Raw genomic sequence first — 15,823 nt, forward strand, 5'->3', positions numbered from 1 at the left:
GGATAGTCGGAGTCGGGCGCAGGACGAGTGGGATCGATCCATCCTCGTGGCGTGACCGTCTCGCGCATCGTCTCGCTCCTGCCCGCCGCGACCGAGATCCTCTTCGCGCTCGGCGCCGGTGAGCGCGTCGTCGGGGTCTCGCACGAGTGCGACTTCCCCGACGCCGCGCGCTCGCTTCCGCGGGTGACGCGCACCTCGATCGACCCGCACGCGAGCTCGTCCGCCATCGACGCGGCGGTGCGCGAGCGCGCGATCGCGGGGCTCTCGCTCTACGACGTCGACGAGGACCTGCTGCGCTCCCTCGCGCCCGACGTGATCGTCACCCAGGACGCGTGCGCGGTCTGCGCGATCCCGTCGGCCGAGGTGCACGCTGCGACCTGCCGCGCGATCGGTCGCGACGTCGCGATCGTGTCGCTCGCGCCGCGCACCCTCGACGACGTGCGCGAGGACGTGCGGCGCGTCGCGGCGGCGATCGACGTCGACCCGGCGCGCGTGATCGACGCGATGGACGCGCGGCTGCGCGAGGTGGCGAGCGCGCGCGGTGCGCCGCGCGGCGTGCTGGTGCTCGAGTGGCTCGATCGACCGATGGTCGCGGGGCACTGGACGCCGGAGCTGGTGCGCATCGCCGGCGGCGTGCCGGTGCTCGCGCACGAGGGCGCACCGACGCGCGCCATCGAGTGGAGCGAGATCCACGCGGCGGCGGACGCGATCGAGGTGGTGCTGCTCGCGCCGTGCGGGTTCCCGATCGCGCAGATCGAGCGCGAGCTCGACGCGGTGAAGACGAAGCTCGGGCCGCTCGCGGATCGACCGCTGTGGATCGCCGACGGGAACGCGTACTTCAACCGGCCGGGGCCGCGGATCGTGGAGACCGCGGCCATCGTCTGGAGCGCGCTGCGGCCGGAGATGCCGTCGCTCGCGCCGGTGGGGAGCCTGCGCGCCGTGATCTAGTGCGCGGCGCCCCAGGTCCTGCCGAAGCCCATCTCGACGACGAGCGGGACCTCCAGCGGGAACGCGGTCTCCATCTTCTCGCGCACGAGCTTCGCGACGACGTCCTTCTCGTCCTGCGCGACCTCGAGCACGAGCTCGTCGTGCACCGTGAGGATCATCCGGCTGCGCAGCTCGCGCGCGGCGAGCTCGTCGTGGATGCCGATCATCGCGCGCTTGAGGATGTCCGCCGCGCTGCCCTGGATCGGCGTGTTCTTCGCGATGCGCTCGGCGGCGAAGCGCAGCGCGCGGTTGCGACTGTCGATGTCGGGCACGACGCGCTTGCGACCGAGCAGCGTGCGCACCGCGCCGGTCGTTTGCGCCTCGTGCACCAGGTCCTGCAGGTACCGCGTGACGCCCGCGTAGCGGACGAAGAACGCGTCGATGTAGCGGCGCGCCTCGGCACGATCGATCCGCAGATTGCGCGCGAGCGCGAATTCGGTCTGACCGTAGATCACCGCGAAATTCACGGTCTTCGCGCGGCCGCGCATGTCGCGCGTGACCCCCTCCGGCGTGACCCCGAAGAGCGCGGTCGCGGTGCGCACGTGCACGTCGGCGTTCGTCGTGAACGCGTCGACGAGCTCGACGTCGCCGCTCGCGTGCGCGAGCACGCGCAGCTCGATCTGCGAGTAGTCCGCGCTGAGGATCTCGAAGCCGTCGGCCGCGACGAACGCATCGCGGATCGCGCGCCCCTCGTCGGTGCGGATCGGGATGTTCTGCAGGTTCGGATCGCTGGAGCTCAGGCGCCCCGTCGCCGCGACCGCCTGGTTGAAGCGCGTGTGCACGCGCTGATCGGCGGGATCGATCTGTCGCGGAAGCGCCTCGAGGTACGTGCCGCGCAGCTTCTGGAGCATGCGCAGCTCGAGGATCGCGTCGGGCAGCGGGTGCATCGGCGCGAGCTCCTCGAGCACCTCGTGATCGGTCGAGCGCGACGTCTTGGTGCGCTTGATCACCGGGAGCTTCAGCTCGTCGAAGAGCACGCTCTCGAGCGCGCGCGGCGAGCTCACGTTGAACTCGTGCCCCGCGGCCTCGTGGCAGCGCTTCTCGAGCTCCTTCACGCGCGCCTCGGCGCCGACGTCGAGCTGCGCGAGGTGCGCGGTGTCGATGCGCACTCCGACCTGCTCCATGTCGGCGAGCACACCGGCGAGCGGCATCTCCATCGTGCGCATCAGCTCGCCGAGCGCCTCTTCGTCGAGCCGCTGTCGCTGCAGCGCCTCGAGGTCGAGGATCAGCGCGGCGCGCGTGGTGCCGGCGGCCATCGCGCGCTCCACCTCGAGCTCGGAGAGGCGCGGCTTCTGCCCGCGCACCTTGGGCAACATCGACTCGAGCGATGCGAGATCGTCGCCGAGATCCAGGCGCGCGACCTCCTCGATGCCGTGCGCGTGGCGCTCCGCGTCGAGCAGATAGCTCGCGATCATCGTGTCGAAGTCGTCCTCGCCGATGCGCACCCGCACGCCGCGTCGCGACCACACGAGCGCCTCGCGCTTGAGGTCGTGCGCGCGCTTGGCGAGCTCGCGATCCTCGAGCACCGGGCGCAGCAGCTCGACGACGCTCGCGAGCGGGAGCTGATCGGGCCGACCGAGATAGACGTGCCCGATCGGCGCGTACACCGCGCGGGCCTCGACGGTCTCCGCGACCTCGTCGACCTCGCGCCATCCGAGCGCCACGCCGACGACCTGGGCGCGCAGCGGATCGTCGCCTTCGATCAACGTGTGGATCGCGATGCCGCCGCTCGCGCGCGCGGCATCGAGCGCGGCGCGCAGCGCGTCGAGATCGCCGGCGAGCGTGCTCTTCACGACGAGGCGCGGCGGGGGCGCGCCCTTGGGCTTGGTCACGATCTCCGCGCGCGCCGCGGGCTTGCTGGGCGCGGTCTCGAGCGCGCCGCGCGGCACCTCGCGACCGAGCGTGCGCTCGAGCTCGTCCTTCGCGCGGTGCAGCTCGAGGTCGGTGAAGAGCTGGCGCAGCTTGGGCACGTCGGCGCCGCCGTAGCGCAGCCGCTCGAGATCGAAGTCGATCGCGACGTCGTCCTTCAGCGAGACGAGCTGCTGCGAGAGGTACGCCTTGTCCTTGTTGGCGATCAGCTTCTCGCGGATCGACTTCTTCTCGACCGCGTCGACCTGCGCGTAGATGCCGTCGAGCGTCTCGTACGCGCCGAGGAGCTGGACCGCGGTCTTCGGTCCGACGCCGGGCACGCCGGGCACGTTGTCGCTCGTATCGCCGGTGAGCGAGAGGTAGTCGCGCACCTGGTCGGGGCGCACGCCCATCTTCTCCACGGTCTCCTCGGGCCCGTAGACGCGATCGCGCATCGAGTCGAGCATCACGACGCCGTCCTGGATGAGCTGCAGGAGGTCCTTGTCGGCGCTCGCGATGACGACGGTGAGGCCCTGCTCGCGCGCCTGCTTCACGACGGTCGCGATGACGTCGTCGGCCTCCATGCCCTCCTCGGCGAGGCAGGGGATCTGGTACGCGTGCGCGATCTCGAGCACGCGATCGGCCTGCTGCTCGAGATCGGGCGGACGCTCTTTGCGCGTCGCCTTGTAGTCCGCGTAGATCGCCTTGCGGAACGAGGGCGCGCGCGAGTCGACCGCGACCGCGAAGTACGTCGGGCGTCGCTGCGTGATGAGCTTGTTCATCATCGCGGTGACGCCGAGCACCGCGTGCGTGGGCTCGCCCTTGCTGTTCGAGAGCGGAGGAACGGCGTGGTACGCGCGAAAGACGTACCCCGACAGATCCATCACGTAGAGCGTCTTGGGATCGCCCGGAGGCGGAAGGACCGCAGCGGCCATGAGGCGCGGAGACTAGCCGCGCGCGCGCTCCGCCGCCGGTCGCAACGTGCTCCGTCGCCGCGATTCTTCGAAGGTCTTCGAGCGCTTCAGAGCGCCGGCGGCGGTGGATCGACGACCAACATGGTCGTCTGGAACTCCGTCCCGTTGTCGCGCACCTCGATGCCGCGAAACAGCGACGGCTCGACCCGATCGTCGGTGAGCAGCCCGATCGCGTTCCCGTGGACGAGCCCGCGCGCGAGCTCGGGCGCGGCACAGGCGAACGCCGCCGTCATGCCGGCGCGGGGCGACCCGGACACCTCGAACTCGCGAAGCGCGAGCACGCCACCTCCGGCGCACATCAGGCCATCGCCCGCGGGGATCGCGCACGAGTCGCACGTCTCTGCGCGTGTGCTCTCGACACGCAGGTGCGCGATGGCGAGGCGTCCGCCTCGGAGCGCTGCGGCACCGAGTGATGCGGCGCCCCGGACTCGAACGCGCTCGCCGCCGATCGTGCCGTGGTATGCGAGCACCCCGACGCCGGTCGGGTCCTGGCCCGATCGCACGATGTCCTGCAGGTCGACGTCGGTTGCGCGCACGTTCGCATCGATCGCAGCCAGCCCGAAGCGCGATGCGTCGCGGATGCGCGCGCGCTCGAGCACCAGCGTCGGTGGCGCATCCGGAGGGCACTCGCCGGTGCACTGCGCGCCGACGCCGATGCCGCCGATCACGTCGAGGTCGACGATCGTCGCGCGCGCATCGTCGGCGACCTGCACCGCATTGCGACCGGGGCGCACGATGCGCGCGCGCGCCACGTCGAGGCGACCGCCGTCCCACGCCTCCAGCGCGTCGCCGTCGTTCTCCTCGAGCGCGGTGTCGATCACCGTCGCGTCGCGCAGCGTGAGCGACCCGTCATCGTAGACCTCGAACGCCGAGCCCGCGGCACGTTCGACGCGCGCTCGCTCGAGCTCGATGTGGCCGCCGGCCGCCACGACGTTCTCGGTGCCGCCGGGGGCTTCGTCCACGACGACGTCCGCTCCACCGATCCGCCCCCGCGACTCCGGGCCCTCCACGACGATGCGGAGCGCGCCGATCGCGACCTTCTGCACGCGCGAGAGGTAGACGCGCGCGAGCGTCGCCTGCCCGAACACGCTCAGGAACACGTCGGGATCTCCGGCCGCCGCGGGTGCGACGTCACGGCCGCGGAGATCGACGAGCTCCGCGCGGCTGCCCGGCACGATCAGGAGGCCAGCCCCAGCACGCTCGACCGCGACGCGTCGCACGGTGATCTCGTCGATGACCCCGGTGATCCCGAGCGGCGTGTCGACGATCGCCGAGTCCTCCACCAGCAGGCGCGTGCCGGGAGGCACGGGATCGCCAGTGCGGTAGTCGGCGCCGATCGCGCCGGGGCCACCGCCCGACACGGTGGACGATCGCAACGTCACCTGCGCGCCGGCGCGCAGCCACACCGCGTACGGCACGTCGTCGGCCCGCACCTGTCCGCCATCGGCGCGAACGTGATCGCCCTCGAACCCAGCCCGCGAGTCGAGCCGCAGCGCGCCCGCCGGCGCCTCGAGCCAGAGCCGACTGCCGCGCACCATCGTGCCCGACGTCACCCAGAGCGCGGAGCGGCCGCCGATCAGGTGGAGATCTCCGAGCTCCATCGTCTGCCCCGGCGTCACCACGAGCACGGCGGTTCCCGACTCGGTCGACGCGTTGCGGACGACCGTACCGGTCGCACACGCGCCACGCAGCGCCGCGATCCCACGCAGCTCCACCAGACGCACGCCGGCGCCCACGTCGTGCTCGCCCACCGAGAGCGCGAGCACGCCTCGCCCTCCTCCGACCGCGCGCGCAGCCGTGACCCCTTCTGCGATCGTCGCGAACGGACGCTCGCGCGTGCCATCGCCGTCGACCGCGCCCGGCCGCACGTAGATCACGCCGCCCACGGGGAGATCGCGCGGCCAGCCGTCCTCGGGACATCCCCGCTCGCCATCGATCGGCGCGCACCCGGTGCCGGGCAGCGCGAGCTCGGAGGGCGCGCACGTCGGAGCGCGATCGTCGGCCCACGGCTCGCACACGATCTGGTCCTCGAGCACGCGGTGCTCGCGCCACCCCGGCGGGCACGGCGTCATCACCACCGCGGCAGTCGGCGTCGGTGGGATCGGGTCCTGGATGCCCTCGACGCCCGCGTCCTGCTCGGCGAGCGCGGGAGCCTCGCCACAGCCCACCAGACACGCGATCACGCCGATCGCGAGCGCCGCTCCCCTCATGGCGCGCGAGCCTGGTCCGCGCTCCTGGCGCGCACAAGCGAAGAGCCGGCCCACCTTCGTGAGCCGGCTCTTCGTCGAGCACCGCGCGTCTCGTGCGATCAGTCGGTCTGACCGAGCGCGCTCGGAGCGGCCGCCCCCTCGGGGCAGTCCGGCACGTAGCCGAGGGCGCGCAGCTGCGCGCAGGTCTCGGGGTCGAGCACCGCGGCCTCGGTGCTCAGCTGCGTGCGGGCGCGCTGATCCGCGCTCAGCCAGTTCCCGCGGTCGATGGCGCCGAGGTACTGACCGATCAGGACGCGCAGGTAACGCGCCGCGATCGGATGGCGGTTCATGTCGAGCTCGCGCTGCTCGCCGGGATCGCTCTGCAGGTCGAACATCGTCGGGTTGTGGCCGCGGAGGATCAGCTTCCAGCGACCGGCGCGGATCGCGCGACGATCGTCGAGGAAGTCGCTGAATGCGACCTGCGGGCCGGTCGGGATCTCACCGCGCAGCTCGGGCGTGAGCGAGCGTCCCTCGGCGTTGCGCAGCCCCTCGACGCCCGCGAGCTGCAGCACCGTCGGCGAGATCTGCATCGTGCTGACCGTGTGCGCGACGCGCTGCGCCGGCACCACGCCCGGGCGCCAGAAGATCAGCGGGACGTTGATGAGCTCCTGATAGAGGCTGTGGCCGTGGCCCCAGCTGTTGTGCTCGTTGAACTCCTCGCCGTGATCCGAGGTGATGACGAGCAGCGTGTCGTCGCCGACGCCGAGCTGCTGGAGGCGCTCGAGGAAGCGACCGAGCTCGCGGTCGTGGTAGCTGATCTCGCCGTCGTGGAGCGCCTCGAGGCGGCGGCGATCGCTCGCGTCGAACGTGACGTCGGGCGGGTTGCGCTTCGCACGCTCGAGCAGCTCGCCGGTCATGCGCGGCCGCACCTGGCCCGCATAGTCCGTGCGCGAGTCGTACATCGAGAGGAACTCGGCCGGCGGGTCGTAGGGCACGTGCGGATCGATCGTCTGGATGTAGACGAAGAAGCGCTCGTCCTTGTGCTGCTCGATGAAGTCACCGGCCTCGCGGAAGACGTCCTCGGCCTCGGTGCTCCGGTTCTCGCGGATGTAATTCGTGTAGTGATCCCAGCCCTGCGCGAACCCGAAGCGATCCGAGACGTAGCCGTTCGCGAGGAACGAGCCGGTCGCGAAGCTCGCCGCGTTGAACGCCTCGCTCACGAGCTCGGCGCTGTCGGGGACGCGCGCGGCGTCGGTCTTCGCGCCGTGGGTCGAGGGCGTGAGGCCTGTGAGCACCGACGCGACGCTCGGCTTCGTCCAGTTCTCCTGCGACTGCGCCGCCTCGAAGAGCGTGCCCTCCTGGGCGATGCGCTCGAGCACCGGCGTGCGCACGCGCGACTGCGGGTTGAACGGGCGCAGCTTGCTCGCGCGCAGCGTGTCGATGAGGAGCACGACGACGTTGCGCACCGGGCGCAGCTCCGCGACCTGCGGAGGCGGCACCATGATGCCCGGCACCGACCACGCGACGCGTCCGCCCTCGCCCGTGCCCTCGGCAATCAGCTCGAGGCGCACCACCTGACCCGCGAAGCGCGTGAGGTCGACGTTCTGATCGTCCCAGCGGTTGCCCACCGCGGCCGAGTAGACCTCGGCGGCCTCGCCGCCCTCGGGCTGCACCACGACGCGCGCACGCGCGCCCGCGACGGTGCCCTCACCGCCGACGCCGAGCACGAGCCGGCCGCCCTGCGGGACCTCGATGTGATACGTGACCGTCGTCGGCGCGCGCACCGCGATCGCACGGCGCTCGGTGCCGCCCACGTCGATCTGCGCGACCAGCGCCGCGAGGTCGGGCGCGAGGAAGCGCTCACCCTCGGTCGGCGTGCCGGGGATGAAGCGGATCGAGCTGACCGCGACCGAGACGTTCTCGTCGCCGACGCGCGTCGTGCCGCCGAAGCGGAGCAGCAGCGCGTTCTCGCCCGCGCGGATCATGTCGGCGGGGATCGCGATGTCGTAGTCGCGGAACTCGGCGCCCTCGGCGAGCTGGATGCCCTCGGGCAGCGAGCGGTTGTTGACGAAGACCTGCAGGCGCCGCGAGCCGATCGGGCGCATGCGGACGCGCATCGTCACCGGGCCCGCCTGGCGCATCGAGAAGTACACGCGCGACGCGTCGGTCGCGTGGGTGAACGTCTCGTCGCCGTCGGCGCCGTCCGAGCCCCAGCCCGTGCGCCAGTGGCCGATCGTGTACTTCATGCGCGCGGGCGTGCCGAAGTCGACGTAGAGGCCGTGGTGGTCGACGTCCGCGAGGTGCGCGATGTCGAGCAGGTCCTGCTGCATGCGAAGGGACGCCGCAGCGGCCGGTGCGGCGCCCTGGGGGCCCGCGGCCGCGGCGCCTTCACCATCGCCGCTGATCCCCTCGCTCGCCTCGGAGCTGGGTCCACATCCGACGAGACCGACGATCCCCGTGCTGATCGCGATCGCGAGCAGGCAGAACAGCTTCGTGCGCGACATCATCCCTCCGGCGCCCGCCGTCAGGACGTCGGAGCGCGCCGGCAGCCGCAGCCGGGCGCTGCACCGGCGTTCCCTGTGAGCGCGTGCAGTGGCCCCGCGGATAGCACGGGCCGTGATCCAGCGTCAAACAAAGGGCGAACGGCCCGAGTGTCTCGCGCGATTCCCCTCAGGGCGCGGCGACGCGGCGGGTGTGCCCGGGTGCGACGTGCACGAAGCGGAACGACGAGCCGTCGCCTCGGAGGAACGTGACCTCGTGCACGCCCTCGGGCAGCGCGATCGCGACCGGCTCGGCGCCGACCGAGAGCTCGCGCTCGCCGATGCGCACCCGCAGCGGCGCTCCGCCCTCGAGCGGCGTCACGAGCACCACGCCCTGCCCCGGCGCCACCTCGACGCCGAGCGCGGGGTCGATCGTGGGCAGGTCCTCGCCGTAGCTGCGCACCTGGGTGGCGGGCGCGGCGGGCGCGGGCTCGGTGGGCACCGCCGCGGTGGTGGGCGCGGAGGCGGTCGACGGCGCGACCGGCGGTGCATCGTCGGGCTGGGGCTCGGGCTCCGGCGCGGCGGGCGTCTCGGGCGCGGTCTCGGCGACCGAGCCACCGAGCAGGTTGCGGTATGCGACGAACCCCGCGAAGACGAGCACCGCGAGGAGAAACGCCCAGCCGAACAGCCCGATCCCGCCGCTCTCGGCGGGCGCAGGCGCGGCGGCGGCAGCGGGCGCGGGCTTCTTCACCGGCGCGCTCGGCGGCGGCATCAGCGGGGCCGGCGCCGCGGGGATCACGGGCTCGGGCGCCGCGATCACCGGCTCGGGCGGCGGCTCGGGCGCGGGCGGCTCGGCCGCGGTCGGCGCGACCGGCTCCGGCTCCGGCATGGCCAGGCTCGCCGAGAGCGCCTCGAGCGACGTCTCCTCCTGCTTCTTGCGCGCGAAGGGATCGACCTCGGGCGCGTCCAGCTCGAGCATCCCGCGGGGCGGCTCGCTCGCCATCCGATGCGCCTCGGCGACGATGTCGCCGGTGCTCTCCTCGCTCGCGAGCCAGCCCAGCTCGGGCCCGCTCTCCTCCTCGACCATCGCGTCGGCGACGTCCGGCGGCGCCGAGGGCAACGAAGGCGGCGCCAGCGTCGACGCGCCCTCCCCCGGCACCAGGCTCGGCGTGCGCATCGGCAGCTCGATCTCGCCGCGCGCCGCGCCCGCCGCCGCGATGCGGTCCTCTCCGTCGGGACCGCGCACCGCGAGGATCGCGCCCTGGCGCGCCAGATCGAGCATCACCGACTCGAGCTCGTGCGGCGCGACGCTCCCCTCCATCAGCAGCGCGCGCGGGCCACCGGTCCCGCGCAGCTTCGACACCATCGCGCGCAGCGCGTCCGGCGACGCGCGCAGCAGCGACGCGAGCACGTCGTCGTCGAGCTCCACGTGCGACGCGAGCGCGAGGCCCTTGCCGCTCACCGCGTCGACCAGCGCGCCGATCGCCGCCGCGCCCTTGCGCAGCACCACGTCGAGCGGCTCCTTGATGCTCGCGCGCACCGGCCCTTCCGCGTCGGCGATCGCGAAACGTCCCGCCGTCGCCCCGAGCAGCGGCACCAGCACGCGCGGCCCGCGGCTGAACGACCCGTCGCTCGCGGTGCGCGTCAGATCGACGAGGTTCCCGCCGCGCAGATCGATCTCGAAGAGGTTCCAGGCGTCGCGCACGGTGATGCGCGCGTCGGGCCGGTGCTGGGCCGCGGTCTGGATCAGCGGCAGGATGCCGATGCGCTCGAGCCGTCCGCGCACGTCGCCGCCCGCGCGCAGCTGCGCCTCGAGGCGCGCACGCGGACGCAGCACGTCGCGCACGCAGTCGAGGATCTGCTGCGCGCCCGACTCCTTGCGCAGGTAGCCGCTCGCGCCCGACTGCAGCTCGCGCATGCGCTGGAGGAAGTCCTCCTTCCACGAGAGGAGGATCACCGGCACGTCGGCGAGCGCGGGATCGCGCTTGAGCTCGCGCGTGAGCGCGAAGCCGTCGAGCCGCGGCATGAGGATGTCGCTGACGACGAGATCGGGGCGACGACGGCGCGCGATGTCGAGCGCCTCCGCGCCGTCGCTCGCCTCGTCGACGACCACGCCTTCCTCGCGGAGCAGGCCCGCGAAGAACCACACCACCGCGGGGTCGTCGTCCACCACGATCGCGTGGCGATCGCGCAGGCTCACCGGCGCCGACTTCGGCTCGGGCGTGTCCTCCTCGTCGACCAGCGCGAGGAACGCGGGACCACCCGGCGCGCGGTCGTCGCGGAAGTGGAGGCGTCCTCCACTTCGCTGCGCGAGGTGCGCACGAACCCGGCCGATCGCCGACCACGCCGCCGCGAGCACCTCCGCGCCGTCGCCCAGCGGAACGCGCAGATCGCGCCCGCGATCCGCGCTCTCCACGAGCCCGCGCTTCACCTCGTCGGCGATGCGCGACGCGACCTCCTCGATCGTGTGCTCGCCCGCGAGGCCCGCGACGCCGTGCCCGCCCTCGCCGGTCACTCGCGCCAGCGTGGTCTCGAGCGCCGCCGCCTCGAAGGGCTTGAGCAGCACCTCGTCGGCGCCGCGCTCGCGCAGCGCGATCGGATCGACGGTCGCGCCCGCCGGTGCCAGCGCGATCACCGGCACGAAGTCGGTCAGCGGATCGTCCCGCAGCCGCCGCACCAGATCGACGCCGCCCCGCGAGAGCACCGCGTGATCGACCAGCACCGCGTCGGGCGCGCTCGATCGCGCGAGGCGCAGCGCCTCCTCGGGATCCGCGGCGCCCAGCACCTCGAAGCGCTCGGCCGGGAGCACCGCGCGCGCCCTCGCCTGCCACTCCGCGCCGTCGACGACGAGGATGCTCAGCACGTTCTGGAAGCCGCGCGACGGCGGCGTCACCGGCACCGCGACCGGCGGCGGCGGCGACGAGCGCGTCGTGATCACGACCGGCGGCGGCGCCTCGCTGTCGGTCGCCGCGGGCAGCCCGCGCAGCGTCGTCGCGCGCTCGCGCAGCGGACGCGGGCGCTCGCTCTCGCGGGCCGGCGGGGCCTCGCTCTCGAGCGCCGGGGGCGGCTGCGTCCCCGCGCCGGCGAGCTCGAGCGTGTTGCGGCGCGGTGCAGGCGCGCGCGGCACCCGCGGCGCCGCGGGGATCTCGACGTCGGCGTGCTCTTCGTCGTCGTGCAGGTCGGGCGTCGGCTCGGCCTGACCGAGCAGCGGCAGGGTCGCCGCGAGCGACGCGAGCGCGTCGAGGTCCGCGCCCTCGAGCCCGCGCTTCTCGTCGCGCGCGCGGTCGAGCCGGGCGATCGCGTCCTTCAGCGCGTTGGTGAGCGGCGCGATCTGGAAGACCTGCGCCGATGCGTAGAGCGCGTGGAGGCGACGCCGGAGCTCCTCGCGGGGGCGCTCCTCGGCAGGCGTCGCCGCGAGCAGCGCGATCGAACCGCGCAGCTCGCCGGCCTTTCGAGGAAGACCGTCGACGAACCGTGCGCGGGCGACGCCCAGCGGCGTCGGACGAGAGCTCTCGGAACCCATGGCGCGCGCATCCTAGCAGGACGGGTTTCCCGCGGAACCTCGCGGCACGTTGCGGAGGGCGCCGACGCGACGTAGACGACGCGGCTACCATCCGTCAGGGCAGGAAGAGAGCGCGCGATGAGGTTCGTCGACGAGGTCACGGTCGAGGTGAAGGGAGGCGACGGCGGCAACGGCGCCGTCGCGTTCCGCCGCGAGAAGTTCGTGCCCTTCGGTGGTCCGTCGGGTGGTGACGGCGGGGACGGCGGAGACGTGGTCTTCCGCGCCGACGAGCGCCTCTCGACGCTGCTCGATCTGCGCTACCGCCGGAAGCTGATCGCGAAGAACGGCGAGAGCGGGCGCGGCAAGGACCAGTACGGCGCCGCCGGCGAGGACCTCGTCGTGCGCGTCCCGATCGGCACCCAGGTGTTCGATGCGGAGACCGGCTCGCCCGTCGCGGATCTCGACGCGAACGAGAAGGAATTCGTCATCGCGCGCGGCGGCAAGGGCGGACGCGGCAACATCCACTTCGCCACGCCCCAGGATCGCGCGCCGCGACGCGCCGAGCCCGGCGAGCCCGGCGAGCAGAGGAAGCTGCGCATCGAGCTCAAGTTGCTCGCGGACGTGGGCCTGCTCGGCTACCCGAACGTCGGCAAGAGCACGCTGATCGCGAGCATCTCGCGGGCCCGCCCGAAGATCGCGGACTACCCGTTCACCACGCTGGTGCCGAACCTCGGTGTCGCCGCGATCGGCGAGCGCAGCTTCGTGGTCGCCGACATCCCCGGCATCATCGAGGGCGCGGCCGAGGGCGCGGGCCTCGGCCATCGCTTCCTCAAGCACGTCGAGCGCACGCGCGTGCTGCTCCACATCCTCACGCTCGATCCCGATCCCGATCGCAAGCCGCTCCAGGACTACGACGTGCTGCTGAGCGAGCTCGAGCGCTTCGATCCCGAGCTCGCGAAGCGCCCGATGATCGTCGCGGTGAGCAAGCTCGATCTCCCCGACGTGAAGAAGCGCGTCTCGTCGATCCGCCGCGGCATGAAGGCGCGGGGCGTCGACAAGGTGCTCGCGTTCTCGGCCGCGACCGGCGAAGGCATCGACGAGCTCCTCCACGAGCTCGTGCGCGTGCTCGACGAGCACCCGGTCGCGCCGACCCCGCGCGCGGCGCCGCTGGGCCGCCCTGGCCGCACTGCGGCCGCGCTCGACGACGAGGGCGACGACGTCGGAGGTGACGTGGAGTACGTGGAGTGACGATCCCGCCCGCCGTGCTCGCCGCGTGGGGCGCGGAGTCGGCGCGCATCACGCCGATCGAGATCGGGCTCATCAACCTCACGTTCCGCGTCGATCGCCCCGAGGGCGCGATCGCGCTCCAGCGGCTGCACCCGATCTTCGCGGGCGAGGTGAACCTCGACATCGACGCGATCACGACGCAGCTCGAGCGCGCCGGGATGATCACGCCGCGCCCGGTGCCCACCAAGGACGGCGCGCTCTGGATCGATCACGACGGCGTCTGGCGTGCGCTCACCTGGCTCGAGGGGCGCGTGCACACCGAGCTGCGCAGCGCGGGGATCGCGCGCGCGGCAGGCGCGCTCGTCGGTCGATTCCATCGCGCGCTCGAGCACGTGGAGCACCGGTTCCACTTCACGCGCCCCGGCGCGCACGACACCGCGCGCCATCTCGCGAAGCTCGACGCTGCGCTCGCGAGCGAGAGCCCGCACGTCATCGAGGCGCGCCCCATCGCCGAGGCGATCCTCGCCCACGCGCGCGAGCTCGCGCCGCTCGCGACCACGCGCACCCGCATCATCCACGGCGATCTCAAGATCTCGAACGTGCTCTTCGACGAGCCCGGCGCCGAGGCGCGCGCGCTGCTCGATCTCGACACGATGGCGCACGGGATCGTCGCCCACGAGATCGGCGACGCGCTGCGCTCGTGGTGCAACCCCGGCGGCGAGAGCGCGGAGGACGCGCGCGTCGATCCCGCGATCTTCGAGGGCGCGCTCGAGGGCTGGAGCACGTCGATGCGGGGCGCGCTCGACGACGACGAGATCGCGTCGATCGTCCCCGGCTTCGAGACGATCTCGCTCGAGCTCGCGATGCGCTTCGCGACCGACGCGATCGAGGATCGCTACTTCGGCTGGGACCGCGCCCGCTACGCGTCGCGCGTCGAGCACGACCGCGTGCGCGCGCGCTCGCAGCTCGCGCTCGCACGCTCGGTGCGCTCACACCGCAGCGAGCTCGAGGCCATCGTCGCGCGCTGCTTCCGGTAGTCTCGCGCCCGGATGCCCTATCCCGCCGATCCCTCCGCGCGCGCTGCGATCCTCGATCTGCTGGGCTCGGTCTGGCCCCACGTTCCACCCTCGGTCGCGCAGGCAGCTCGCTGGGGCTCCGAGTGGTGCGAGGTGTCGACGCCGTTCGTGCGCTGGGACGATGGGCGCGCGGTGTCGCTCGTCGGCGTGCTGCGCCTCCCGATGCGCGTGAACGGGCGCGACGTGACGCTCGCCGGCATCCACGGCGTGTGCACGCGTGCGGCGTATCGCGAGCGCGGTCTCTTCCGGAGCGCGATCGGGGACGCGCTGCGCTACGTCGAGCGCGAGATCGGCGAGACCGCGATCCTCTGGACCGAAGAGCCCGCGATCTACGAGCGCTTCGGGTTCCGCCGCGTGGAGGAGCGCATCGCGACACTCGACGTCGACGTGACGCCGGTGCGCGATGCACGCGGGCGTCGCCTCGATCCCGATCTCGACGACGACCTCGCGCTCCTGCGACGGATGCTCGCGTCGCGCGCGCCGGTCTCCGATCGTCTCGCCACCCGCGAGCCCGGCTGGCACTTCCTGATCGACCTCGCGCTCCACGGCTCGCTCGCGCCCGCGCTGGTGCACCTGCCTGCGCTCGACACGATCGTCGCGGTCGAGGATCGCGGCCGCGCGCTGCGCATCCACGACGTGATCGCGCCGCGCATCCCCGACGTGCGAGACCTCGTCGCGCACCTCGGCGGCGCGCCCTGGGGCGTGGAGATCGCGCTCACCTGCGATCTCCTCTGCCCGCGCGCCCACGAGACGATGCCGCACGACGCGAGCGACGTGCTCATGGTGCGCGGCCCGCTCGACGTGGAGCCGCCCTTCGCGCTCTCGTCGCTCGTGCGCTGCTAGCCGCGGATGCTCTTCGCGGTCTGCCCGAAGAGGACCTTCTTCGCCTCGTCGTCCATCTTCGGCACGCGCAGCTCCTTGCCGACCTCGACGCCGCGCTTCACCGCGTCGCGCGCTTCGAGCGCGCGGAACCAGCGCTCGAGGTGCGGGAACTCCGAGAGCTGCTGCCCCTGCGCCTGCCACGGCACGACCCACGGGTAGATCGCGATGTCGGCGATCGAGTACTCGCCCGCGACGAACTCGCGATCCGAGAGCCGGCGATCGAGCACGCCGTAGAGGCGGTTCACCTCGTTGGTGTAGCGATCGATCGCATAGGGCAGCTTCTCCGGCGCGTACTGTCGGAAGTGGTGCGCCTGGCCCGCCATCGGCCCGAGGCCTGCGACCTGCCACGCCACCCACTGCAGCACCTCGTAGCGCCCTCGTACGTCGCTCGGGATCAGGCGCCCGGTCTTCTCCGCGAGGTACTGCAGGATGGCGCCCGACTCGAAGATCGCGATCGGCGCGCCACCGCCCGGCGGATCGTCGTCGACGATCGCGGGCATGCGATTGTTGGGGCTGATCGCCAGGAATTCGGGGCGGAATTGCTCGCCGCGCCCGATGTTCACCGGCTTCACCGCGTAAGGCAGCCCGAGCTCCTCGAGCGCGATGGTGATCTTCCAGCCGTTGGGTGTGGGCCAGTAGTGGAGGTCGATCATGGCCT

General features: G+C 72.8%; 9 protein-coding genes. 4 read left to right on the forward strand and 5 right to left on the reverse strand.

Going from position 1 to position 15,823, the window contains the following annotated elements; all coding sequences use genetic code 11:
- Window positions 1-51 precede the first annotated feature (51 nt).
- Window positions 52-948: a hypothetical protein gene (locus I5071_RS12675; RefSeq protein WP_236605696.1), complete on the forward strand. Its 897-nt coding sequence runs from the start codon at window positions 52-54 to the stop codon at window positions 946-948.
- Here I5071_RS12675 and polA read toward each other — a convergent pair.
- The 4 genes from polA to I5071_RS46595 form a co-directional block, all read right to left on the reverse strand.
- Window positions 945-3,770: a DNA polymerase I gene (gene polA / locus I5071_RS12680; protein ID WP_236605697.1), complete on the reverse strand. Its 2,826-nt coding sequence runs from the start codon at window positions 3,768-3,770 to the stop codon at window positions 945-947. The genes I5071_RS12675 and polA overlap by 4 nt on opposite strands.
- A gap of 86 nt (window positions 3,771-3,856) precedes the next feature.
- Window positions 3,857-6,019: a hypothetical protein gene (locus I5071_RS12685; RefSeq protein ID WP_236605698.1), complete on the reverse strand. Its 2,163-nt coding sequence runs from the start codon at window positions 6,017-6,019 to the stop codon at window positions 3,857-3,859.
- 98 nt (window positions 6,020-6,117) lie between these two features.
- Window positions 6,118-8,502 (reverse strand): sulfatase, encoded by a 2,385-nt coding sequence (locus I5071_RS12690; RefSeq protein ID WP_236605699.1) that lies wholly within the window; start codon window positions 8,500-8,502, stop codon window positions 6,118-6,120.
- 166 nt (window positions 8,503-8,668) lie between these two features.
- Entirely contained in the window at window positions 8,669-12,001 is a 3,333-nt protein-coding gene (locus I5071_RS46595; protein WP_268921223.1) for a response regulator, read from the reverse strand.
- A 117-nt stretch (window positions 12,002-12,118) separates the two neighbouring features.
- Between I5071_RS46595 and obgE the strand changes: the two genes are divergently transcribed.
- The 3 genes from obgE to I5071_RS12710 are packed head-to-tail and all read left to right on the forward strand — an operon-like array spanning window position 12,119 to window position 15,126.
- Window positions 12,119-13,228 (forward strand): GTPase ObgE, encoded by a 1,110-nt coding sequence (gene obgE, locus I5071_RS12700; RefSeq protein WP_268921224.1) that lies wholly within the window; start codon window positions 12,119-12,121, stop codon window positions 13,226-13,228.
- The gene (locus I5071_RS12705) at window positions 13,225-14,244 is read left to right on the forward strand and encodes a phosphotransferase enzyme family protein (RefSeq protein WP_236605700.1); all 1,020 of its coding nucleotides are present in this window, start codon (window positions 13,225-13,227) and stop codon (window positions 14,242-14,244) included. Before obgE ends, I5071_RS12705 begins: the two co-directional genes overlap by 4 nt.
- A 12-nt stretch (window positions 14,245-14,256) precedes the next feature.
- Window positions 14,257-15,126, forward strand: coding sequence for a GNAT family N-acetyltransferase (locus tag I5071_RS12710; protein ID WP_236605701.1), 870 nt, complete (start codon window positions 14,257-14,259; stop codon window positions 15,124-15,126).
- Here I5071_RS12710 and I5071_RS12715 read toward each other — a convergent pair.
- Window positions 15,123-15,818, reverse strand: coding sequence for a glutathione S-transferase N-terminal domain-containing protein (locus I5071_RS12715; RefSeq protein ID WP_236607637.1), 696 nt, complete (start codon window positions 15,816-15,818; stop codon window positions 15,123-15,125). The two genes, I5071_RS12710 and I5071_RS12715, sit on opposite strands and share 4 nt — an antisense overlap.
- Between the last annotated feature and the right edge of the window lie 5 nt (window positions 15,819-15,823).

Source organism: Sandaracinus amylolyticus, assembly GCF_021631985.1.
GTDB lineage: Bacteria > Myxococcota_A > Polyangia > Polyangiales > Sandaracinaceae > Sandaracinus > Sandaracinus amylolyticus_A.

What these genes read in the sequence shown, in the direction of transcription:
- polA (WP_236605697.1), bottom strand. Translation starts at nt 3,770, where the DNA reads ATGGCCGCTGCGGTCCTTCCGCCTCCGGGCGATCCCAAGACGCTCTAC.
- I5071_RS12685 (WP_236605698.1), bottom strand. Translation starts at nt 6,019, where the DNA reads ATGAGGGGAGCGGCGCTCGCGATCGGCGTGATCGCGTGTCTGGTGGGC.
- I5071_RS12690 (WP_236605699.1), bottom strand. Translation starts at nt 8,502, where the DNA reads ATGTCGCGCACGAAGCTGTTCTGCCTGCTCGCGATCGCGATCAGCACG.
- I5071_RS46595 (WP_268921223.1), bottom strand. Translation starts at nt 12,001, where the DNA reads ATGGGTTCCGAGAGCTCTCGTCCGACGCCGCTGGGCGTCGCCCGCGCA.
- obgE (WP_268921224.1), top strand. Translation starts at nt 12,119, where the DNA reads ATGAGGTTCGTCGACGAGGTCACGGTCGAGGTGAAGGGAGGCGACGGC.
- I5071_RS12710 (WP_236605701.1), top strand. Translation starts at nt 14,257, where the DNA reads ATGCCCTATCCCGCCGATCCCTCCGCGCGCGCTGCGATCCTCGATCTG.
- I5071_RS12715 (WP_236607637.1), bottom strand. Translation starts at nt 15,818, where the DNA reads ATGATCGACCTCCACTACTGGCCCACACCCAACGGCTGGAAGATCACC.